Source organism: Dyella sp. ASV21, from assembly GCF_016428975.1.
In the GTDB taxonomy this organism is placed as follows: domain Bacteria; phylum Pseudomonadota; class Gammaproteobacteria; order Xanthomonadales; family Rhodanobacteraceae; genus Dyella.
Genome location: NZ_JAELTT010000026.1, coordinates 37,403 through 56,454, shown reverse-complemented (window position 1 = coordinate 56,454; position 19,052 = coordinate 37,403). Strand labels below are relative to the sequence as shown.

Here is a 19,052-nt window from a genome sequence, read left to right as displayed (position 1 = left end):
CATCGCATGGAGCGCTATCTCAACACGCTGGGCACCATTGCGCTGATCGGCCCGTTGCTCGGCTTGCTGGGCACCGTGATTGGCCTTATCCGCATGTTCATGGACGTCATGAAGGGCGGTGTGGGCGACCCCATGAAGATGGCCGGCGGCATCGGCGAGGCGTTGATCTGTACCGCCAGCGGCCTGGTGGTGGCGATTCCCGCCTATGTGCTGCATCGCTATTTCCGTTCCAAGGTGGCAGGTTATTGCGTGGAGATGGAGAAGCAGGCGACCGAACTGCTCGACGAACTGACCGTCAACCAGTCGCAGGCCGCTCGCGCGCGTGCGCCGGGTCGTCCGGCTGCCGAGTCGAGCGCGAGCTGACGCATGCGTATCGGCAATGACCGCCGGCAGGACGATTTCGAGATCAACGTGATATCGCTGATCGACGTCCTGCTTACCCTGCTGATGTTCTTCGTGCTTACCACCACCTTCATCCAGCATTCGCGGATGCAGGTGACGCTGCCCAAGGCCAGCGCGGAAGAGCGCGACATGCAGGCGCCCGCGCTCACCATCGTGGTGGATCGCGACGGGCATTTCTTCGTGGGGAGTGATGAAGTGCACGGCGAAGGCATGGAACCGCTCAAGCAGGCCATCGCCAACGTCGCCGGCGACGACCGCGAACGCCAGGTGACCATTCGCGCCGATGCCATGACCACGCACCAGAGCGTAGTGATGGCGATGGATGCCCTGGGCCAGCTCGGCTTTACCAAACTCTCCATTGCCACCACGCCCAGCCAGGTGGACAAGGGCCAATGAGCGAGGGCAAGAAGAAAGTTGCGCTGTGGGACGCAAAGAGCCGACAGGTCTACAAGCGGCTGCTCGGCTACTCGGCCCGTTACTGGCCGGTGATCCTGATTTCCATGATCGGCTTTGCCGTGGACGGTGGTGCGCTGGCGTACTTCACCAGCAAGTTGCAGCCGATCATGGACAAGCTGCTGGAGCAGAAGGACCCTTACCTGATCCGGTGGATGCCATGGTGGATCATCGCCATCTTCGCGGTGCGCGGCGTGGCCATCCTCATCAGCAACTACGGCATGGGCTATGTCTCGCGCAACGTGGTGCAATCCATGCAGCGCGACGTATTCGCCGCGTACCTGCGATTGCCTGCGTCGTTCTTCGGCAGTGAGCATTCCGGCCATCAGATTTCGCGCATCACCTACACCAGCGAGCAGGTGGCCGGTGCATCCACGGATGCCTTGAAGGTCGCCGTGACGGAAAGCATCACCGTCATCGGCATGTTCACGGTAATGCTCTACAAGAGCCTTTATCTCACCACGGCACTGTTGATCCTGGTGCCGGCCATCGTATTGATCGCCTCGGCGGTCAGCCGCCGCTATCGCGTGGTCAGCCGACGGATCCAGGGCATGATGGGCTCGGTTACGGGTACGGTGGAGGAGACGATCAAGGCCCACCGCGAAGTGCGCATCTACGGTGGGCAGGAGCAGGCGGACGAGCGCTTCAAACAGGTGTCCGACCGCGCTCGTTATTTGAACCTCAAGATCATCGCTACCAGCGCCATCTCCGGTTCGTCCATCCAGACGGTAGCGTCGCTGGCGCTGGCCGGCATGGTATTCCTGGCCTCTCGCCCCTCCCAGATCGACCATATTACCCCGGGCGTATTCATCGCCGTGCTTACCGCCATGGGCGGCATGTTGTCGTCGCTCAAGCGACTGACCAACGTGCAGTCGACCATGCAGACCGGCATTTCGGCGGCGGAGAACCTGTTCGAGATCATCGACATGCCGCCGGAGCTGGACCAGGGTACGCGCGTGCTCGAGCGCACCAAGGGCGATTTGCGTTTCGACAAGGTCGGATTGGTCTATCCGCAGGATCATTTCGAAGCCTTGGCCCATGTGGACCTGCATTGCGCGGCAGGTACCGTCACCGCTCTGGTGGGGCGATCCGGCAGCGGCAAAAGCAGCCTGGTCAGCCTGTTGCCACGCTTCAACGAACCGACCAGCGGGCGCATCCTGCTGGATGGCGAGGATTACGAGAGCTATACGCTGACGTCGCTGCGCCATCAGATTGCCTGGGTCGGTCAGAACGTGGTGCTGTTCGACGGCACCGTCGCTGAAAACATCGCCTATGGCGAACTGGCAGGGGCTAGCGAGCAGGACATCATCGCCGCCGCCGAGGCGGCGCATGCGATGGAGTTCATCGAAAAGTTGCCCGATGGCATCCATAGCCAGATCGGCGAGGGCGGCAACCGGCTTTCCGGTGGACAGCGCCAGCGTATCGCCATCGCGCGGGCCATCCTCAAGAATGCGCCGATCCTGGTGCTGGACGAGGCCACCAGTGCGCTGGATACCGAGTCCGAGCGCCTGATCCAGCAGGCGTTGCAGCGCCTGATGCGTGACCGCACCACGCTGGTTATCGCCCACCGCCTGTCCACCATCGAGCATGCCGACCAGATCGCGGTGATGGACCATGGTCGCATCGTGGAGCGAGGTACGCACGAGGAGCTGCTGGCGCTGGGCGGCCAATACGCCGCGCTGCATAGCATGCAGTTCCACCAGCAACCCGCCGACTGAGGCTGGCGCCATGGCACTCGGCGAGCGTCTGGAGTCGGCCTGGTACGGCACCGCCCGTGCGCCGTGGTGGAGCTTGCCCTTGGCCGGGCTCTACGGCGCCGTGTCGGCCATCCGGCGCAGCCTCTATCGCAGCGGACTGTTGCGCAGCACGCGCCTGTCGGTTCCGGTCATCGTTATCGGCAACCTCACGGCCGGCGGCACCGGCAAGACGCCGCTCACCATTGCGGTGGCCGAAGCGCTGCGTCGACGCGGCTATACCCCGGGCGTCGTGAGCCGAGGCTACGGCGGCACGCAGAAGGAACCCCAACTTCTCGATGCGTCGCCCGACCCAGCCGTGGTCGGCGACGAGCCCTGCCTGATTCGTTCGTCGGGTGTGGCGGTAGCGGTCGGGCGCGATCGTCCGGCCGCCGCGCAGCTATTGATCAAGGCGGGCTGCGATGTCGTGATCGCCGATGACGGCTTGCAGCACTATGCCTTGGCGCGCGATGTGGAAATCTGCGTGATCGATGGCGTGCGCCGGTTCGGCAACGGAAAGCTGCTGCCGGCAGGTCCCTTGCGCGAACCGCGGTCTCGTTTGCAGCAAGTGGATTTCCGCGTGTGTAACGGCGGGGTGTTTTCACCGGGTGACGTGCCCATGCACTTGCAGGGCAGTCAAGCGCGAGGGTTGCTGGACAATCACACCAAGTCGATGGCCGATTTCGTCGGGCAGACCGTACACGCGGTCGCCGCTATCGGTCATCCGCAGCGGTTCTTCGCCAGCTTGCGCTCGCAAGGGGTATTGGTGATCGAGCACCCCTTTCCCGATCACCATGCCTTCGTTGCCAAGGACTTGGATTACGGCGACTCCACGCCGGTATTGATGACCGAAAAAGATGCGGTGAAATGCCAAGGTTTCGCCCAGGAAAACTGGTGGTCGGTACCGGTGCGGGCCGTATTGCCGCCTGCATTCTTTGACGATCTGGAGGCGCGGTTGCGCCGACCTCGTTCGCGTTGAGCGATGCGCCATCGCCAACCACAAAAAAGCCGACCGTGAGGTCGGCTTTTTCGCGAGCGGCATGCCGCGCTTACTGAATGCGCACGATGTTGCCCTGGGGGTCGATCTGCACCATGTCGCCCACGCGGATGGCACTGGCGTCCGGCACGGTCACGTTGCTGTAGGCACCGTTGCCCATGCGGATGCGCAAGGTGTAGCTGGCATTGGGACGGCCGCTGTTGGCACCGATGCGGTTGCCAGCAACGCCGCCACCCACGGCGCCGGCCACGGTGGCCAGGGTGTTGCCCTTGCCCTTGCCGACCTGGTTGCCCAGCACGCCACCGGCGATGCCGCCGATGATGGTGCCGGCCATGCTGTGGTCGTTGCCTTGGGTGATGTTCTGGTCGATCGCCTCCACCGTGCCGCACTGGTCGCAGCGCAGGTAGATGCCGTCACGCTGGACCAGCACGCCATTGCGGCCGGACTGGGCATGGGCGGCCAACGAGCTGACGGCGAGCAGGGCGGCGAGCGGCAGCATGACGAAACGGGGGTTAAGCATGGATATCTCTCCTTGAAGGTCGGGTGCGCCATCAGTCTAACCAAGCAGACTGAACGATGGTGCAAGACCACTTATGATGTTCGCTTTCCCGGCCGGTCGCCGTGACACACCCGTCATGGCGCCAAGGCCCCGTCTTTCGGAGTTTCCATGAGCCTTATCCAAGTTCCGGTTTCTTACGGCGAGCTGATCGACAAGATCACCATCCTGGAGATCAAGTCCAGGCAGATCAGCGATGCTGCCAAGCTGGCCAACGTGCGCACCGAGCTGGACCTGCTCAACACCACCTGGGCCGCGCATCCAGCCTCGCAGACGGATATCAGCGACGAGCGTGCGCGCCTGCTGGCGGTGAATGAGGCGCTGTGGGATATCGAGGACCGCATCCGCCTGAAGGAGAAGGCTCAGGCCTTCGATGCCGAGTTCATCGAGCTGGCCCGGGCGGTGTACTTCCGCAACGACGAGCGCGCGGCGGTCAAGCGCGAGATCAACCTCAAGCTGGGCTCGCAGCTGGTGGAAGAGAAGTCGTACCAGGATTACCGCGCGCCGTAAGAGGCGCCCTCTATCGCCCCCGGCGGGGCCGTTGCACGGCGCCGCCGGGGACAAGGACGGTACGGGCGCTTGCCGGCGGGTTGAGCTTTCCCCCAGGGAGCGCGTGAGCCGGCTTTCGCGCGGTCTCAGTCCAGGCCCAGGTGTGCCGCGCAGGCCTCGAAGCGGTCGATCACCTCGTCCACCCTGATCAGTTCCATTACGCCGGGCTTCTCGATTTTGCTGCCCCAGGGAATGTCGCTGGCCGGCTTGCCGAGGAAGCGGCGTGAAGCTTCGTCGTACTTGTCCACGCACCAGCGGCGGTCGGAATAAGGGCCCGAACGGTTGGGATTGCTGGCGGCATGCAGGCCCAGCACCTTGCAGCCGACCGTATTGGCCATGTGCATGGGGCCGGAATCGGGGGTCAGCAGCATAGGCGCACGGGTCAGCATGGCCATCATCTTTTTGAGAGTGTCTTTACCGGTAAGGTCCAGCGGCGCGTGTTTGCACGCGGCAAGCACGGCATCGGCCATCTGGCGTTCCAGTTCGGAAGGGCCGCCCACCAACACTACGCGCCAGCCGCGCGAGCTGGCATGGTCCATCACGGTGGCGTAGCGCTCTGGCATCCAGTTGCGCAGTTCGTGGCTGGAGGTGGGGCTCACCAGCAGGGTGGGCGTGTCGCCCGGCAGCTGCTCGGCGGCCCAGGCGTGGGCTTCCTCGGGGATGGGAATGTCCCAGCGCACCTGGGTCTGCTTGAGCCCGAGGGGTTCACAAAAGCTGCCGATGGCATCGAGCACGTGTTCGCCGGTGCGGGCGGGGATGCGCTCGCCGATGACCAGTCGATGGCCGTCCTTGGCGCGGTCGCGGTCATAGCCGATCCGCCGGCGCGCGCGCACGAACAGGCTCAGCAGGTTGGAGCGCAGTGCCACCTGCATGTGCAGCAGGGCGTCGAAGCGGTGACCCTTGAGGGCCTCGCCCACGGCGCGCATGCCGGACCAGCCGGCCGCTTTGTCGAAGGTCACAAAGTCCACGCCCGGAAGATCGCCGACCAGACGACGCTCCAGCTTGCCTACGATCCAGGTGAGCTGTGTCTGCGGCCACGCCGCTTGCAGCGTGCGTACCAGCGGCACCACGTGGGTAACGTCGCCGATGGCGGAAGTGCGTAACAGACAGATCGAGGCGGGAGGAGTCATTGGGCTAGAATCGCAGGACTTTAGGCTGAGGCACGTCGAACGCACCGAGTATGGCGATGCAGGAACGAATCCGCGAAGACGACGCCGGAGTGATTCTGTTCGACGCCGCGGTGTCGCCACAAGTCGACGCTGACTGGTTCGAGCCGGAAGCCTGGCGTGCCCGTGGCGCTTTGCGCCAGCAAAGCGGTGGCCGTGGTGGCGTGGCCATCATCGATACGCCGGCAGGTGAGTGCGTGCTGCGCCACTATCGACGTGGTGGCCTGGTCGCCCGGTTGATGGGCGATCGCTACCTGTGGAAGGGCGCGGATTTCACGCGCTGTTTCAGGGAGTTCCGCCTGCTGGGGGCGATCGCGGCCCTCGGTCTGCCAGGCCCGCAGGTGGTGGCATGCCGGTATCGGCGCACCGGACTGTTCTACACCGCGGACCTCATTACGCGCCGCATTGCCGATGCGCGCACCTTGGCCCAATGCCTGGCCGATGGTTCGCTGGATGGCGAACTGGCCGAACGGGTAGGCGCGCTGGTGGCGCGTTTTCATCGCGCTGGCATCTGGCATGCCGACCTCAATGCCCACAACGTGCTGGTGACAGCCGAGCAGATTTACCTGATCGACTTCGATCGTGGCCGGCAGCGTCCGCCCGCCCAGGCCTGGCAACAGGCCAACCTGCTGCGCCTGCGGCGTTCGCTGGTGAAGCTCGGTGCCGCGGCGCAGGGCGAGGGCCGGTTCGAGGAGCAGCTGTGGAAGCCCCTGGTTTACCGCTACGAGCGTACCCTTCGCGCATGAACTGGACTTTGCACTTTCTTGGTGTTGGCGCGGCACATGCCGTCGAACTCGGTTCTTCCGCTGTGGTGCTGGAGCGCGATGGCGCGCCAGTGCTGCTGATCGATTGCGGCCCCGATACACTGGATCGCTATCTCGCCGCCTATGGTGAGCCACCGCGCGCGCTCTACATCACGCACACGCACATGGATCACATCGGTGGCATGGAGCGCTTGTTCTTCCGCCTATGGTTCGACGAGGCATGGCGAGGGCGTACCCGCGTGTTCATCCATGCCGGCCTGATGACCTGGCTGCAAGCCCGTGTGGCGGACTATCCAAACGTGCTCGCCGAGGGTGGCGTCAATTTCTGGGAGGCGTTCCACTTGGTGCCGTGTACGCGCGGTTTCTGGTTGGACGGTGCCTGGTTCGACGTATTTCCTACGCGCCATCACATGGTGGGCACCTCCTATGGCGTGGCGCTGGCCGGCAGTTTTGCCTACACCGGCGATACGCGGCCGATTCCCGAGGTGCTTGCGCGGGTGGCCGCCGGCGCCGAACTGATCGCCCATGATTGCGGGCTGGTGGGCAACCCGTCGCATACGGGTATCGACGATATCGTGCGGGAGTACCCCGCGCAGGTGTATCCGCGTTTGCGGCTGTATCACTACGGCAGCGAGGCCGATGGGGCTGCGTTGGCGGCACGCGGTTTCTGCATTGCGCGCGCGGGTGAGCGCATCGCCTTGCCGCCCCCGTTACCTCCGCTGCCAGAAGCTGGCTGAGGCCTTCCATCGCCACCGAGACGCGCCGCCCGTGAGCACGACCCATCTGCACAAGCTACTTCGATACCGCGCCTGGGCCGATGGATTGATCTACGAAGCGGTGGCCGCCTTGCCGACAGGCGCCGCGGAGGCACCGCGCGCAAGCATCTTCAGCAATATGCTGTGCACGCTCAGCCATACCTGGGTCGTGGACGACATTTTCCGGGCGCACCTGCAGGGGCGGGCGCACGGCTACAGCCGTCGCAACACGCCCGAGCCGCTGCCGCTCGATGAACGGTGGCGTCGCCAGCAGGCGATGAACGACTGGTACCTCGATTACGCCCGCCAAATGATGCCTGCGCAGGCCGCCGAGTCGGTACGCTTCCAGTTTGTAGGCGGTGGGGAAGGGTGTATGACGCGGGAGGAGATCATCCTGCACGTGGTCAACCACGCAACCTATCATCGGGGCTTTGTGGCCGATATGTTCTATCAGGTGCCGGCCACGCCGCCGGCGACCGATCTGCCGGTATTTTTGCGAGATGCAGGGCCGGCGACAGCCTGACTATCTTGTGTGAAGGGCCGCGTACGGCTATCCTTTCGCCTCTTTGCCGGGTCTGAGTGCCCTGCAAGCGGTTTCACCATTGCGGAGAGGTGTCCGAGTGGTTGAAGGAGCACGCCTGGAAAGTGTGTATACGGCTTATCCCCGTATCGCGGGTTCGAATCCCGCCCTCTCCGCCAGTGAGTGAAACCGAGCGACGCCCTAGAGGGCTGGCGCTGCAGTAGGAAGGACTGAAAGAGAGGCCGGGTGAGAACCCGCGGGTTCGACAAATTCGCCAGGAGCGAATTTGGACAGCCAAAGGCTGGCCCCGAGCGAAAGTGAGGGGTGAGGCTCAGGATGAGCCGAGCAGATTCCGCCCTCTCCGCCAGTGAGTAAAACCGAGCGTCGGCCTTGTGCCAGCGCGCCATGTACGTCTCTATGGTGGCCCTGTCGGTCCCCCCGCGACGATAGTTCGTTAACCCCGCCAGGCCCGGAAGGGAGCAACGGTAGCGAATGATTCGGGTGCCGGGGTGTGGCTGGCAGGGCCGCCGCCTTTTCGGCCCCCCCGTTGGACCTTGCGACGGTCGTTACTGACTTGCCGGCACCGACTTGGCACAATCGGGACTTGCCCCTACATCAGGCTACGCATGTCTTATCAGGTCCTCGCGCGTAAGTGGCGTCCCCGCAAGTTCGCTGAACTGGTCGGGCAGGAGCATGTCGTGCGCGCGCTCACCAATGCGCTCGACACCGGGCGTATGCACCACGCTTACCTGTTCACCGGCACCCGTGGCGTGGGTAAGACCACCATCGCGCGCATCTTCGCCAAGTCTCTCAATTGCGAGCGCGGCGAATCAGCCGATCCCTGTGGCGAGTGCGCGGTCTGCACCGCCGTGGACGCCGGCCGCTTCGTGGATCTCTTGGAGATCGACGCAGCCAGCAACACGGGTGTGGACGATGTGCGCGAAGTGATTGAGAACGCGCAATACGCACCGGCACGCGGCCGCTTCAAGGTGTACCTGGTCGACGAGGTGCACATGCTCTCCAAGCCGGCCTTCAATGCGTTGCTGAAGACGCTGGAAGAGCCGCCGCCTCACGTGAAGTTCTTGCTGGCCACCACCGACCCGCAGAAGCTGCCGGTGACGGTGCTGTCGCGCTGTCTTAAGTTCAACCTCAAGCGGCTGCTGCCGGAGCAGATATCCGGTCAGATGCGGCACATCTTGGGCGCGGAAAACATTCCTTACGAAGACGCGGCCATTGCCGAACTCGCGCGTGGCGCGGACGGCTCGCTGCGCGATGGCTTGTCCCTGCTCGATCAGGCGATCGCCTATGGCGGTGGCTCGCTGCGCGTGGATGACGTGCGCGCGATGCTGGGCAGTGTGGCGCGCGGCCAGGTGCTCGGCGTGCTGCAGGCGCTGGCCGAAGGCAATGGCGAGGGCCTGATGGCCGAGTGCACGCGGATCGCCTCGTTCTCACCGGATTTCGGCGGCGTGCTGGACGATCTCGCCAGCGTGCTGCATCGTTTGCAGCTGATCCAGCTCATCCCCGGTTACCGTCCGGACGAGGACGGTAGCGACGATGGCGCCCTGGTGGCGCTAGCCCAGCAGTTGGCGCCGGAAGACGTGCAGTTGTATTACCAGATCGCCACCAGTGGCCGTCGCGATCTGGCGCTTGCGCCCGATGCGCGCACCGGTTTTGAGATGGCGTTGCTGCGCATGCTCGCGTTCCGCCCGACGGAGGGTGGTGGCGCGTCGGCGAGCCGTGCGGGCGCGGCCCCAGCCGCCGCGCGCGCGCCCATGCCGCCGCGTGCGGCTTCGCCGGTCGCCAACGAGCGCATGCATATGGCCAGCGTGGCCGAGGTTGCGCCGCCCCGGGCGGCAGCGTCGCAGTCGGCTCCGGCGGCAGCGCCGGCACCGCGCGAGCCGGTCGCCGTCGATGCACGTGGTCTGCCGCATTGGGACAGCTTGATCGAGCAGGCGGCCCTGCGTGGTCCGCTGGGTCAATTGGCACAGAATGCCGCGTTGCGCGAACGCGAGGGCAATACGCTGGTGCTGGTCTTGCAGCCAGCGCACATGCACTTGGCGGTCGAGCCCATGGTTAGCCAGATGGAAGAGCGCATCGGCCAGGCCATGGGTGAGCGGATCAAGTTGCGCTTTATGGAAGAGCGCGGCGCGGCCCACGAAACGCCGGCGGCGCGAGCCGCCAACGCCCGCGAGGCGGCCCAATCGGCTGCCGAGCGTGCTATCGATGAAGATCCGCTGGTGCAATCGCTCAAGCGCGAGTTCGGCGCGCGCGTCGTACCCCAGTCGATCAAGCCCTTTGAGAACTGAACGAGATAGTGGAGTAGTGCCATGAGAGGTCAGATTGGTCAGCTGATGCAGCAGGCTCAGCGCATGCAAGATGAAATGAAGCGTGCGCAGGAGGAAATCGCCAAGCTGGAAGTCACCGGTAGTGCCGGTGGTGGCCTGGTGAGCGTGCTGATGACCGGTGCGCACGAAGTGCGCCGCGTGCAGATCGACCGCAAGTTGTTCGCGGACGATCCGGAAATGGCCGAAGACCTCGTTGCAGCTGCCGTCAATGACGCGGTGAACAAGGTGGCCGAAGTGAGCAAGAACCGTCTCGGCGGCGTCACCTCCGGGCTGAATCTGCCGCCCGGCTTCAAGATGCCGTTCTAAAAAACTACGCCAGGGCGTGGCGTGTGCGATAGCGGTCCTACCCGGTTCGCTTTCATCGTTCGCGATGCGCCCTGGCGATTGATGCCTGCCCATGAGCAAACTTCTTGGCGATCTGATCGAAGCGCTGCGCTGCCTGCCGGGTGTGGGTGGCAAGAGCGCGCAGCGCATGGCCTTCCATTTGCTGGAGCGTGATCGCGAGCGCGGCCTGCGGTTGTCCCAGGTGTTGGGCGAGGCGATGCGCGACATCGGCAACTGCGAGCGCTGCCGCAACTTCAGCGAAACACCGGTATGCGCGCTGTGTTCCAGCAGCAGTCGCGATCATCAGGTGCTGTGCGTGGTCGAATCGCCGACCGAACTGGCCGCGATCGAGCAGGCCACCGGCTATCGCGGGCAATATTTCGTCTTGCTGGGCCGGCTGTCGCCGCTGGATGGCTTGGGGCCGCAGGAGTTGGGTCTGGATCGCCTGGTTGAGCGACTCGGCGAAGGCGAGATCGAGGAAATGATCATCGCCACCAATCCCACGGTCGAGGGCGAGGCGACGGCGCATTACCTGGCGCAACTTGCGCGCGCCGCTGGCGTGAAGCCCTCGCGCCTGGCCCATGGCGTGCCATTGGGTGGCGAACTGGAATTCGTCGATCGCGGCACGCTGGCGCATGCCTTCGGTAGCCGCCAATCGGTGGAGTGATCGCCCACGGCATGGTTTGCCGCCTGTGCGAGGTATACGGACCCAGGCGGGCGTTGCCCGTGGCGCGCGGTATGCTGTGGCGTTTATAAATCGCGGCGAGGAGCACATCATGGGCGATACCATTTTCGGCAAGATCATTCGGCGCGAGATTCCCGCCGACATCGTTTACGAAGACGATGATGTCTTGGCTTTCCGCGATCTCAATCCGCAGGCGCCCGTGCATGTGCTCTTTGTGCCCAAGCGGGCGATTGCCACGCTGGATGCGGCCACCCCGGCCGACGCCGAGTTGCTGGGCAAGCTGCTATTGGCTGCTGCCGCCTATGCGCGCAGCCTGGGCGTGGCCGGGCAGGGGTATCGCACGGTCATCAACTGCAACGAGCATGGCGGACAGACCGTGTTCCACCTGCATGTGCACCTGCTTGCCGGGCGTCACATGCAATGGCCGCCAGGCTGATCGCCCAGCGCCAATACCGTACAAAGAAAAACGCCGGCCCAGGGCCGGCGTTTTCTTGATGGCGTCAGCCGCGAGCGGGCGGCGGGGGCGGACGCACCACCGGACGGGGCACCACGATCACGCGTGAGGGATAGTAGCCACCCCACGGGCCCCAGTACGGACCCCACGGACTGCCCCAGTACGGGCCCCAGAACGGATCGTAGTAGCCCGGCGGATAATTCACGGCCACGCGCTTGGGCCACAGGTAGACCACGTTGGCTTCCACGCGCGGGTAGGCGTAGTTGTAGTCGCCCACCTTCTCCGACACGGTGCCGTGCACTACGCCGGTGACAGTGATGTCACGCCCTGCACTGAACACTTCCGGATCGTAGAAGCCGGCGCGGCAAGCCACAAAGCGGCCCTGGGTTTCACTGTTGGTGCTGGGCGCCTTCGGGCGCGCCTCATCGTCGAGCGGACGCGAAAGCACGTAGAAGCAGGTTTCCTGCTCGCCCGGTGCGGTCTTGATGATCTGGCCGCCCCAGCGCACCTGCGCGCCACTGGCGCCACCTTGCTGGGCGGCAACCGACGTCACGTCGGTGTAGGTGCCTTGCAGCGGCTGCGGCACCGTTGCACAGGCGGCCAGCGTGGCAACAGCGGTCGCGAGAATCAACGGCTTGTACATGGACATGACGCTTTCTCCATCGTGTAGTGGATGCGGCGCATCCACGGTTCAATATCATTTGACCATGCGACGCGGTCGAAAGTCCCGCACGGCGCGTTGAAACTCCTTCAACGGCTCCGGCGGTGGCACTTCGTGCGCGTAGCGCAGATCCAGATACATCCTCATCAAATGCTCCAGCGGTGCGCGCTGGGTGGGGAGGGCCCGGGCGGCGCGGCTGAAGTAGTGCTGCGGTCCTTCACTGGGGCGACGGGCAATGCCCGCTGCCGCCAACTTTCGTTCCAGCACGTGCATCGCTGCGCGAGCCGGGTCGCCGGAGGGGCGTCTCCATAGCGCCCACGTTACGCCCAGCAAAGCAAACAGCGACCCGCCGATAGCCAGCAGCAGACCCAACGTACTCGCGTCGGTATCGCCTAAGCCAAACGGCGTCAGCAAGCCGCGCTGTCGGAGCGTGTCGAAGCCGATAACGCCTTGGTTCCACCAACGGTTGACGACATCCCAGCGGTTGCGCAGGCCAAGCCACCATTGGTTGGGCGACCAGTCCGACGAGGCTTCCACGGCGGCCGCCGCGCCACGACTGACCCGTTCCGGTCGCACGGCGGCGGTAGGGTCTACGCGCGTCCAGCCCTTGCCGGGCAACCATGCTTCGCTCCACGCATGAGCGTCTGACTGACGCACCAGCAAATAGTTTCCCAAGGCATTCCAGTAGCCGCCCTGGTAGCCGGTGACGACGCGTGCCGGGATGCCGGCGGCGCGCATCAACACGGTGAAGGCAGAGGCGTAGTGCTCGCAAAAACCTTGATGGGTGGAGAACAGGAAATCGTCCACCGGGTCACGACCGAGTGGGGCCGGAAGGAGGGTGTAGTTGAAGCCACCGTTGTGAAACAGATCGAGCGCGGCTCCGACGATGGCGTCGTCGTTGTCGCCGTAGCGGCGGCGCCATTGCCGGGCGAGTTCCAGCGTGCGCGGGTTGAAGCCGGCGGGCAGACGCACGTAGCGCTGACGCTGCTGGCTATCCAGCTGAACTTGCAAGTGATAGTCGAGCGCGGAGCGCAGGGTGTAGGCGCGTGCATCGTTGTTCGATTTGGCGCTGAGCACCTCGTGGTCGGCGCCCAGGGCCGCGTCGTCCGGGGCTTCCAGCGGCAGGTCCAGGGCGGGCAGGGCGCGCTGGCTATTGGCTTCCAGGTTCACCGTGTAGCGCAGGCTGGAGTGGTACTCCACGGGCGCGGGTGCGCGCGCGGAATCGAACCGTGTCCAGCGGCGCCCGTCGTAGTTGGACATCACGTACGCGCGGAAGTAGCGCTTGCCCGCGGCGGGTGGCGGTCCGTCGAAACTGACCCGCATGGCGGGGCGATCATCGGTGAGAAGCTCGGAGAATTGGCCTGGCGACATGTCTTCGCTGAGACCGGTTCGCGCCTGTGCTGCATCGCCGGTACCCCACAGCGGAGAGCTCAGCCGGGGTACCAATACGAAGGCGAGCAGCGCCAGCGGTAGCGCGGCTGCGAGCAGCTTGAGGGCGGGCAGCAATTCGCGCGGCAGGGTAGCGGTCGGAGCCGCCGGCTCCAGTGCGCGCAATGTTGCCAGTGCGGGCAGCAAACCCAGCGCCACCAGCACCGTGGCCACCAGGCCTTGATCAAACAGCAGTGCCGCCATGAGGGCGAAGCAGGCGAAAGCAGCGCCCACGCGGGCATCGCGCGGCGTATCGGTTTCCAGTAGTTTGAGCACGAGCAGGCCCACGGCCAGCGCGGCGCCCGGCTCGCGGCCGAATAAGCTGCCGTAATAGAAGATCACTGCGCCGGACAGCAACGCCACCAGCGGCAACTTGAGATAGAACGGTGCGCGACCACCCTGGCGACGGTGTTGTCGCCAGCGCAGCCCCAGCGTCAGCGCGAGTGCCGCACTGAGCCACAGCGGTAGATGCGGCGCATGTACCGCCAGCACCACGCCCACGGTGAGGCATAGCAAGTCGAAGGCTCGCCGGCTCAGCGGCTGGGGCGGTTTGCGACGGAACATCGCCAAGCGCATCACGGCAGCCGCGCCAATGCGCTCATGCAGTGCGCATAGTGAACCGGGCCATGGCCCAGGCCGATTTCCTCGGAGGGAAGCCACAAGCTGGTGGGTCGGCCGACGGCTTGCGCCTCGCTTAGCCAGCGGGCCAGCCGGGCAATGCGCGCCTCTGGGTCGAGCGTGGTCAGCTGACGCCAGTCCAGGCGCCATTCCTCTTGCGATTCGGGTTGTTCGAAATCCTTCACCAGCAGGTGGTGATGGCGCGCGCTGCTTTTCCAGGCGATGTGTCGTTGCGGGTCGCCTGCGCGATAGTCGCGCAGGGCGGCGATGTCCTCGCCCTGGTGCAGGCGATGGCGCCGGTCTTGCTCACCGGGCAACGCTGGTGGCGGCCCGCTGTTTTCCGGGCGAGGCCACACCAGCACGGCGTGATCCGGATGGATCCAGCTCCAGGCATGGAACAGGCCCAGTGGCCAATTGCTCCATAGCTTGATGCGCGGCAGCGGCTGCCAGCCACGACGCGTAGTGGGCATGTGCAGGGTAACGCGGGTTTCGCCTTGGCCGGCCGCGGTAAACACCGCGGCGTCGCCATCGAGCTCGGCATGCATGGAGGGATGGTCGTGGCCGCCGCCTTCGAATACGAGCTGAAAGGCCAGTGCCTCGCCGGCGATGGCGTGGGTCTGGCGGATCGCATTCAGGCGCAACCCGTTCAGGCTGCGAAAGGCGATCAACATGCTCGCCGTACAGGCCGAACCCAGCAAGCAGGTGAGCAACAGGGCAGCGTTATTGGCGTAGTTGAGCGAGCCGACCAGCATGACCAGCAGCAACAGCGTGAACGCCACGCCGAAGCCGGTGGGTACGATGTAGATGCGCCGCCGATGCAGCGCGATGGGCAGGCTTTCCGGGCGCTTGTAGCGGGTTAGGGCGGGCAATCGCCGCTCGGCCCAATCCTGGACGCGACGAACGGCTGGCGGCATCAGCCCACCGCGACGTCGGCGAGCAGGCTGCGCGCAAGGCTGTCGCCACTGGCGCCCCGGGTCGGTACCAGGCGATGCGCGGCAAGCGGCACGAACAGGGCCTGGATATCTTCCGGCAGCACGTGTTGGCGGCCGCTGATAAACGCCCATGCGCGGGCCGCGCCCAGCAGGGCCAGGCCGGCGCGGGGTGACAGCCCCACGCGAACGTCCGCATGGCGTCGACTGGCGGCCAGCAGGGCCTGCAGATAGTCGAGCAGCGCGTTGCTGGCCGTAATCGCCTGGGCCTGGCGCGACAGCTCAGCGAGGCTGGCTGCATCCAGCTGAGGGCTCAGTTGCGCCAGCAGGTCGCGGCGATCGCTGCCCGTCAGCAGTGCGCGCTCGGCGGCGGCATCGGGATAATCCAGCGATACGCGCAGCATGAAGCGGTCGAGCTGCGAGTCGGGCAGCGGGAACGTGCCGGCCAGATCGAGCGGATTTTGCGTTGCGACCACAAAGAACGGCTGCGGCAGCAGGTGAGTTTGGCCATCGACCGTGACCTGGCCCTCGGCCATGGCCTCGAGCAGCGCGCTTTGCGTTTTGGGCGTGGCGCGGTTGATCTCGTCGGCCAGCAGCAGACCGGTAAAGATGGGGCCGCCGTGAAAGCGGAACTGTCCGGTCTCGCGCTCGTACACGCTCACGCCGATAATGTCCGACGGCAGCAGGTCGCTGGTGAACTGTACGCGCTGGAATTCCAGCGCGAAGCTGGCGGCAAGCGCATGCGCCAACGTGGTCTTGCCCACCCCGGGCACATCCTCGAGCAGCAGATGCCCTCCGGCGATCAGGCAGGTGAAGGCGAGCTTCACCTGGCGAGGCTTGCCCAACAGCACGCGGTTGACCTGGGCCATGGCGGCCTCCAGGCGTGCGCGCAGCGTTTCATCGTGCAGCGGAGTAATGGCGGACATGGGTTTGCGGCAATGGAAGGGGCTGGGCGGGCGCGAGCCCGTGCATGACGAGGGGAGTGTAGCCGTGGGCTTTGCGCGCTGGCGAGCCGCCTTTGTGACGGGCTTCGTGTTGCTTGTGCTGGCCAAGGCGATCCTTGCCGCCACCTTGTCGCCGTTCGGTGACGAAGCGTTTTACTGGCAGGAGAGCCGGCACCTTGCCTGGGGCTACAGCGATCTTCCCCCGCTTACCGCATGGCTGATTCATCTGGGGGAGTGGGTGGCCGGGCATGGACTGCTGGGCATGCGTTGGCCCTTTCTGCTGATCGGCAGCAGTTTGCCCTGGCTCGTGCGCGCCCTGGCCCGCGAGATATTCGACGAGCGGGCCGGCTGGCAGGCCGGTTTGTTGTGCCTGGCTTTGCCCCTGGCAGGCACGTTGGGGGTGCTTGCATTGCCGGATGCGCCGCTCACCGTGGCGATCATGTTGGCCCTCTACGCGCTGGTGCGCGCGATGAATGGCAATCGCTGGCGCGATTGGCTGATGCTCGGTGTCGCGCTCGACCTGTGCTGGCTTACCCATTATCGCGCGGCGATGCCGATGCTCGCGGGCCTATTGCTGTTCGTGCTTACTCCGCGCGGGCGCCGGCAATGGCGGCGCGGCGGTTTCTGGCTGGCGATGGCGGTGGCAGCGCTTGGTCTCATTCCGTTAATCGTTTCCAACTGGCAACAACGTGGCGCGGGTGTGGCATTTCAGTTGGTCGAGCGCAACCCGTGGCAGTTCCATGTCGATGCCCTGGTGCAGCCACTGGAGCAGGCCTTGGCCTGCACGCCGCTGATGTATGCGCTGCTGCTCTGGGCGGCGTGGCGGTGCTGGCAGCTTCGTCGACACGAGGGGGCGCCGTGGGACGTGTTGGCGGTGGTCTCGCTGAGCTTCATCGTTTTGTATTTCGCGCTGGGCCTGTTCGCCGACGATCTGCGTTTTCGCGCGCATTGGCCGTTGCCGGGCTACCTGCCGTTGCTGGCCGCGCTACCGGTGTTGCTTCGCTCGCCTGGTGCCTGGAGCAAGAGGGTGCTGCGGCTCGCGTTTGGGCTGGCTGCACTTGGGCAACTGGCTGGCCTGCTCTATCTGGGCATGGCGGCCAGCCCCGCCGGCGCGCAAGCCTTGGCTGGCGTGAAGGCGTTTCCGGCGCGCTTTGTCGGCTGGCGCGAAAGTGGTGCGGCGGCTGGCGCGTTGCTGGATCCGGTGCCGCGCGTGCTGGTCGCCGACAACTTCATGTTGGCGGCGGAGATCGATTTCCAGCTTGACGGCCGCGTGCCGGTGTATGTGTTGAGCAGTCCGCTCAACGTGAAGCACGGGCGCGCGCCGCAACTGGCTATCTGGCAGCGCGATGAAGCGGCGCTGCGCCGCGCGCACGCGGGGCAGGCGATGCTGCTGGCGGTCGATGAAACCGCCCTGCGGGTGCGTGAGCGGCCCGAGTGGCTGCGAACCCTGTGCGGGCGTATCGAGCAGCCGCAGCCGCTGCAGCGGCTGGATCTGTTCGAAGGGCGGCGGCGCGTGGCCTTCTATGCGGGGCGCGTTCCTGCGTCATCATCGTTGGCGGCGAGCGCGGATGATCGCTGCCTGGTGTGGCAGCGTGCACACCAAGCTGCCGACGCGGGCGACTGATAGCACTCAGGGCAGGGTGATGCCTGCTTCGCGCAGCAGTCGGGCCAGTGCAATCAGGGGCAGGCCGATGAGCGCGCTGGGGTCTTCGTTCTCGATGCGTTCGAACAAGCTGATGCCCAGCCCCTCGCACTTGAAGCTGCCGGCGCAATCGAGGGGCTTTTCCCGCTCGATGTAGCGGGTGATCTCATCGGCGTCGAGGTTGCGAAAGAACACCCGCGTGTGATCGACGTGCACGTGATCCTGCCCGGTGCGGGTGTCGTGCAGGCACAGGGCGGTGTGGAATTGCACCTCATGGCCGGAGCTGGCGGTGAGCTGCGCGTGGGCGCGCTCGGCGGTGCCCGGTTTATCCAGGACATGACCGGCCAGTTCGGCGACCTGGTCCGACCCGATCACCAAGGCGTTGCCCACGCCCTCAGCGGCAGCGTGTGCCTTGGCGATGGCCAGCCGCAGGGCGCGGTTGCGGGGCGTTTCGCCTGGCTGCGCGGCCTCGTCCGTACCGGGGGCGCGTTGCTCGAAGCGCGGGCAAAGGCGTCGCAGCAGCTCCGCGCGGTAGCGCGAGGTGGAGCCGAGCACCAGGGTAGGCAAGGTCATGCGTCGTGTTCTCGTCGTAGATGTTCGCGCATGGCGCTGTCCAGGTCGTGCTGGGCGCGGTCGAGCGCGGTCAGCAAGGGGTGCAGGCGGGCGCGTGTGTCGTTCATGGAGTTCACCGCCACATCCAGTTGTTGCTGGCTGGCACGTGGGGCTTGGTCCCGGATCCATATACGTTGCTGCAGCAGCGAGCGCAGGCCGGCATCAATGGCTTGTCGCGCCTCTTGTTCACCATGGGCCGGCTGGTCGGGATTGAGTGACATGACGGCATGGGCTTGTTGCAGCCCGGTTCGGCAGGTCTTGAGATCGGCTTCCAGGCGGTCCGCCAACTCCAGCAACTCATGTATGCTGCGCGTCCGGCGGTTGACCCGGCGGCGGTGGGCAAGGGCGAACCCAGCCAGTGCCGCCACCAGCACCAGCAGGGCGGTCAGGCCAAGCGTCAGGTAGGAGGTCACGGGAGCGTCAGGCCCGGCAGCGGAGAGGCACGCAGTCTGCCGTACCGGTGGCGTTCAGGCAAAATCGCCCCTTTATACGGTTTACGGGAGATTTACCCGTTG

The 19,052-nt window shown here is 65.4% G+C and carries 21 protein-coding genes, 1 tRNA gene and 1 other RNA gene; 15 read left to right on the top strand and 8 right to left on the bottom strand.

Annotated features, from left to right (window positions below):
- The 4 genes from JHD67_RS10985 to lpxK form a co-directional block, all read left to right on the top strand.
- The coding region (locus tag JHD67_RS10985; protein WP_199099223.1) for a MotA/TolQ/ExbB proton channel family protein at positions 1-363 on the top strand (363 nt) is incomplete at its 5' end.
- Positions 364-366: 3 nt separating this feature from the next.
- Positions 367-798 carry a biopolymer transporter ExbD gene (locus JHD67_RS10980; RefSeq protein WP_199099222.1) on the top strand — a complete coding sequence of 144 codons (432 nt, stop codon included), beginning with the start codon at positions 367-369 and terminating at the stop codon, positions 796-798.
- On the top strand, positions 795-2,573 hold the full coding sequence (msbA, locus tag JHD67_RS10975; RefSeq protein WP_199099221.1) for a lipid A export permease/ATP-binding protein MsbA: 1,779 nt from the start codon (positions 795-797) through the stop codon (positions 2,571-2,573). Before JHD67_RS10980 ends, msbA begins: the two co-directional genes overlap by 4 nt.
- A 10-nt stretch (positions 2,574-2,583) precedes the next feature.
- Positions 2,584-3,567: a tetraacyldisaccharide 4'-kinase gene (gene lpxK, locus JHD67_RS10970; protein ID WP_199099220.1), complete on the top strand. Its 984-nt coding sequence runs from the start codon at positions 2,584-2,586 to the stop codon at positions 3,565-3,567.
- Positions 3,568-3,637: 70 nt separating this feature from the next.
- Here lpxK and JHD67_RS10965 read toward each other — a convergent pair whose 3' ends face one another.
- Positions 3,638-4,105 (bottom strand): glycine zipper 2TM domain-containing protein, encoded by a 468-nt coding sequence (locus tag JHD67_RS10965; protein WP_199099219.1) that lies wholly within the window; start codon positions 4,103-4,105, stop codon positions 3,638-3,640.
- Positions 4,106-4,252: 147 nt separating this feature from the next.
- Between JHD67_RS10965 and JHD67_RS10960 the strand changes: the two genes are divergently transcribed.
- Positions 4,253-4,651: a DUF6165 family protein gene (locus tag JHD67_RS10960; protein WP_199099218.1), complete on the top strand. Its 399-nt coding sequence runs from the start codon at positions 4,253-4,255 to the stop codon at positions 4,649-4,651.
- 125 nt (positions 4,652-4,776) lie between these two features.
- On the opposite strand, the gene JHD67_RS10955 is transcribed toward JHD67_RS10960, so the two are convergent.
- Positions 4,777-5,820, bottom strand: coding sequence for a glycosyltransferase family 9 protein (locus JHD67_RS10955; protein ID WP_199099217.1), 1,044 nt, complete (start codon positions 5,818-5,820; stop codon positions 4,777-4,779).
- 50 nt (positions 5,821-5,870) lie between these two features.
- Here JHD67_RS10955 and JHD67_RS10950 point away from each other — a divergent pair, with 50 nt between their 5' ends.
- The 9 genes from JHD67_RS10950 to JHD67_RS10910 all read left to right on the top strand — a co-directional run bounded on the left by JHD67_RS10950 (position 5,871) and on the right by JHD67_RS10910 (position 11,685).
- On the top strand, positions 5,871-6,602 hold the full coding sequence (locus JHD67_RS10950) for a 3-deoxy-D-manno-octulosonic acid kinase (protein WP_199099216.1): 732 nt from the start codon (positions 5,871-5,873) through the stop codon (positions 6,600-6,602).
- A complete protein-coding gene (locus JHD67_RS10945; protein ID WP_199099215.1) occupies positions 6,599-7,357 on the top strand; it encodes an MBL fold metallo-hydrolase in 759 nt (252 codons plus the stop codon). The genes JHD67_RS10950 and JHD67_RS10945 overlap by 4 nt, the downstream gene beginning before the upstream one ends.
- Positions 7,358-7,388: 31 nt before the next feature.
- Positions 7,389-7,898, top strand: coding sequence for a DinB family protein (locus JHD67_RS10940; RefSeq protein WP_199099214.1), 510 nt, complete (start codon positions 7,389-7,391; stop codon positions 7,896-7,898).
- Positions 7,899-7,981: 83 nt separating this feature from the next.
- Positions 7,982-8,074: transfer RNA gene (locus JHD67_RS10935), tRNA-Ser, on the top strand.
- Positions 8,075-8,322: 248 nt separating this feature from the next.
- Positions 8,323-8,419: signal recognition particle sRNA small type (gene ffs / locus JHD67_RS10930), an RNA gene on the top strand.
- Between the two features lie 102 nt (positions 8,420-8,521).
- On the top strand, positions 8,522-10,201 hold the full coding sequence (gene dnaX, locus JHD67_RS10925; protein WP_199099213.1) for a DNA polymerase III subunit gamma/tau: 1,680 nt from the start codon (positions 8,522-8,524) through the stop codon (positions 10,199-10,201).
- A gap of 21 nt (positions 10,202-10,222) precedes the next feature.
- Complete coding sequence (locus JHD67_RS10920) at positions 10,223-10,546, top strand: YbaB/EbfC family nucleoid-associated protein (protein ID WP_199099212.1); 324 nt, start codon at positions 10,223-10,225, stop codon at positions 10,544-10,546.
- Between the two features lie 91 nt (positions 10,547-10,637).
- Positions 10,638-11,231, top strand: a complete 594-nt coding sequence (gene recR, locus JHD67_RS10915; protein ID WP_199099211.1) for a recombination mediator RecR — start codon at positions 10,638-10,640, stop codon at positions 11,229-11,231.
- 109 nt (positions 11,232-11,340) lie between these two features.
- Complete coding sequence (locus JHD67_RS10910) at positions 11,341-11,685, top strand: histidine triad nucleotide-binding protein (RefSeq protein WP_199099210.1); 345 nt, start codon at positions 11,341-11,343, stop codon at positions 11,683-11,685.
- Positions 11,686-11,749: 64 nt separating this feature from the next.
- On the opposite strand, the gene JHD67_RS10905 is transcribed toward JHD67_RS10910, so the two are convergent.
- Genes JHD67_RS10905 through JHD67_RS10890 form a run of 4 tightly spaced genes read right to left on the bottom strand, consistent with a single transcriptional unit; the run spans position 11,750 to position 16,265 of the window.
- Positions 11,750-12,352 carry a Slp/YeaY family lipoprotein gene (locus JHD67_RS10905; protein ID WP_199099209.1) on the bottom strand — a complete coding sequence of 201 codons (603 nt, stop codon included), beginning with the start codon at positions 12,350-12,352 and terminating at the stop codon, positions 11,750-11,752.
- Between the two features lie 48 nt (positions 12,353-12,400).
- The gene (locus JHD67_RS10900) at positions 12,401-14,356 is read right to left on the bottom strand and encodes a DUF3488 and transglutaminase-like domain-containing protein (protein ID WP_199099208.1); all 1,956 of its coding nucleotides are present in this window, start codon (positions 14,354-14,356) and stop codon (positions 12,401-12,403) included.
- A gap of 11 nt (positions 14,357-14,367) precedes the next feature.
- A complete protein-coding gene (locus JHD67_RS10895) occupies positions 14,368-15,324 on the bottom strand; it encodes a DUF58 domain-containing protein (RefSeq protein WP_199099207.1) in 957 nt (318 codons plus the stop codon).
- Positions 15,324-16,265, bottom strand: coding sequence for a MoxR family ATPase (locus JHD67_RS10890; RefSeq protein ID WP_199099206.1), 942 nt, complete (start codon positions 16,263-16,265; stop codon positions 15,324-15,326). The genes JHD67_RS10895 and JHD67_RS10890 overlap by 1 nt, the downstream gene beginning before the upstream one ends.
- On the opposite strand from JHD67_RS10890, the gene JHD67_RS10885 reads away from it, so the two are divergent.
- Entirely contained in the window at positions 16,255-17,907 is a 1,653-nt protein-coding gene (locus tag JHD67_RS10885) for a glycosyltransferase family 39 protein (RefSeq protein WP_233171803.1), read from the top strand. The genes JHD67_RS10890 and JHD67_RS10885 overlap by 11 nt on opposite strands.
- A 6-nt stretch (positions 17,908-17,913) precedes the next feature.
- Here JHD67_RS10885 and JHD67_RS10880 read toward each other — a convergent pair whose 3' ends face one another.
- Together JHD67_RS10880 and JHD67_RS10875 are read right to left on the bottom strand one after the other, a co-directional pair.
- The gene (locus JHD67_RS10880; RefSeq protein WP_199099205.1) at positions 17,914-18,498 is read right to left on the bottom strand and encodes a Maf family nucleotide pyrophosphatase; all 585 of its coding nucleotides are present in this window, start codon (positions 18,496-18,498) and stop codon (positions 17,914-17,916) included.
- Complete coding sequence (locus JHD67_RS10875; RefSeq protein ID WP_199099204.1) at positions 18,495-18,950, bottom strand: hypothetical protein; 456 nt, start codon at positions 18,948-18,950, stop codon at positions 18,495-18,497. The genes JHD67_RS10880 and JHD67_RS10875 overlap by 4 nt, the downstream gene beginning before the upstream one ends.
- Positions 18,951-19,052 lie beyond the last annotated feature (102 nt).

What these genes read in the sequence shown, in the direction of transcription:
- JHD67_RS10910 (WP_199099210.1), top strand. Translation starts at nt 11,341, where the DNA reads ATGGGCGATACCATTTTCGGCAAGATCATTCGGCGCGAGATTCCCGCC.
- JHD67_RS10945 (WP_199099215.1), top strand. Translation starts at nt 6,599, where the DNA reads ATGAACTGGACTTTGCACTTTCTTGGTGTTGGCGCGGCACATGCCGTC.
- JHD67_RS10960 (WP_199099218.1), top strand. Translation starts at nt 4,253, where the DNA reads ATGAGCCTTATCCAAGTTCCGGTTTCTTACGGCGAGCTGATCGACAAG.
- msbA (WP_199099221.1), top strand. Translation starts at nt 795, where the DNA reads ATGAGCGAGGGCAAGAAGAAAGTTGCGCTGTGGGACGCAAAGAGCCGA.
- lpxK (WP_199099220.1), top strand. Translation starts at nt 2,584, where the DNA reads ATGGCACTCGGCGAGCGTCTGGAGTCGGCCTGGTACGGCACCGCCCGT.
- JHD67_RS10920 (WP_199099212.1), top strand. Translation starts at nt 10,223, where the DNA reads ATGAGAGGTCAGATTGGTCAGCTGATGCAGCAGGCTCAGCGCATGCAA.
- JHD67_RS10955 (WP_199099217.1), bottom strand. Translation starts at nt 5,820, where the DNA reads ATGACTCCTCCCGCCTCGATCTGTCTGTTACGCACTTCCGCCATCGGC.
- dnaX (WP_199099213.1), top strand. Translation starts at nt 8,522, where the DNA reads ATGTCTTATCAGGTCCTCGCGCGTAAGTGGCGTCCCCGCAAGTTCGCT.
- JHD67_RS10885 (WP_233171803.1), top strand. Translation starts at nt 16,255, where the DNA reads ATGGCGGACATGGGTTTGCGGCAATGGAAGGGGCTGGGCGGGCGCGAG.
- recR (WP_199099211.1), top strand. Translation starts at nt 10,638, where the DNA reads ATGAGCAAACTTCTTGGCGATCTGATCGAAGCGCTGCGCTGCCTGCCG.
- JHD67_RS10905 (WP_199099209.1), bottom strand. Translation starts at nt 12,352, where the DNA reads ATGTCCATGTACAAGCCGTTGATTCTCGCGACCGCTGTTGCCACGCTG.
- JHD67_RS10895 (WP_199099207.1), bottom strand. Translation starts at nt 15,324, where the DNA reads ATGCCGCCAGCCGTTCGTCGCGTCCAGGATTGGGCCGAGCGGCGATTG.
- JHD67_RS10950 (WP_199099216.1), top strand. Translation starts at nt 5,871, where the DNA reads ATGGCGATGCAGGAACGAATCCGCGAAGACGACGCCGGAGTGATTCTG.
- JHD67_RS10880 (WP_199099205.1), bottom strand. Translation starts at nt 18,498, where the DNA reads ATGACCTTGCCTACCCTGGTGCTCGGCTCCACCTCGCGCTACCGCGCG.
- JHD67_RS10965 (WP_199099219.1), bottom strand. Translation starts at nt 4,105, where the DNA reads ATGCTTAACCCCCGTTTCGTCATGCTGCCGCTCGCCGCCCTGCTCGCC.
- JHD67_RS10980 (WP_199099222.1), top strand. Translation starts at nt 367, where the DNA reads ATGCGTATCGGCAATGACCGCCGGCAGGACGATTTCGAGATCAACGTG.
- JHD67_RS10900 (WP_199099208.1), bottom strand. Translation starts at nt 14,356, where the DNA reads ATGTTCCGTCGCAAACCGCCCCAGCCGCTGAGCCGGCGAGCCTTCGAC.
- JHD67_RS10890 (WP_199099206.1), bottom strand. Translation starts at nt 16,265, where the DNA reads ATGTCCGCCATTACTCCGCTGCACGATGAAACGCTGCGCGCACGCCTG.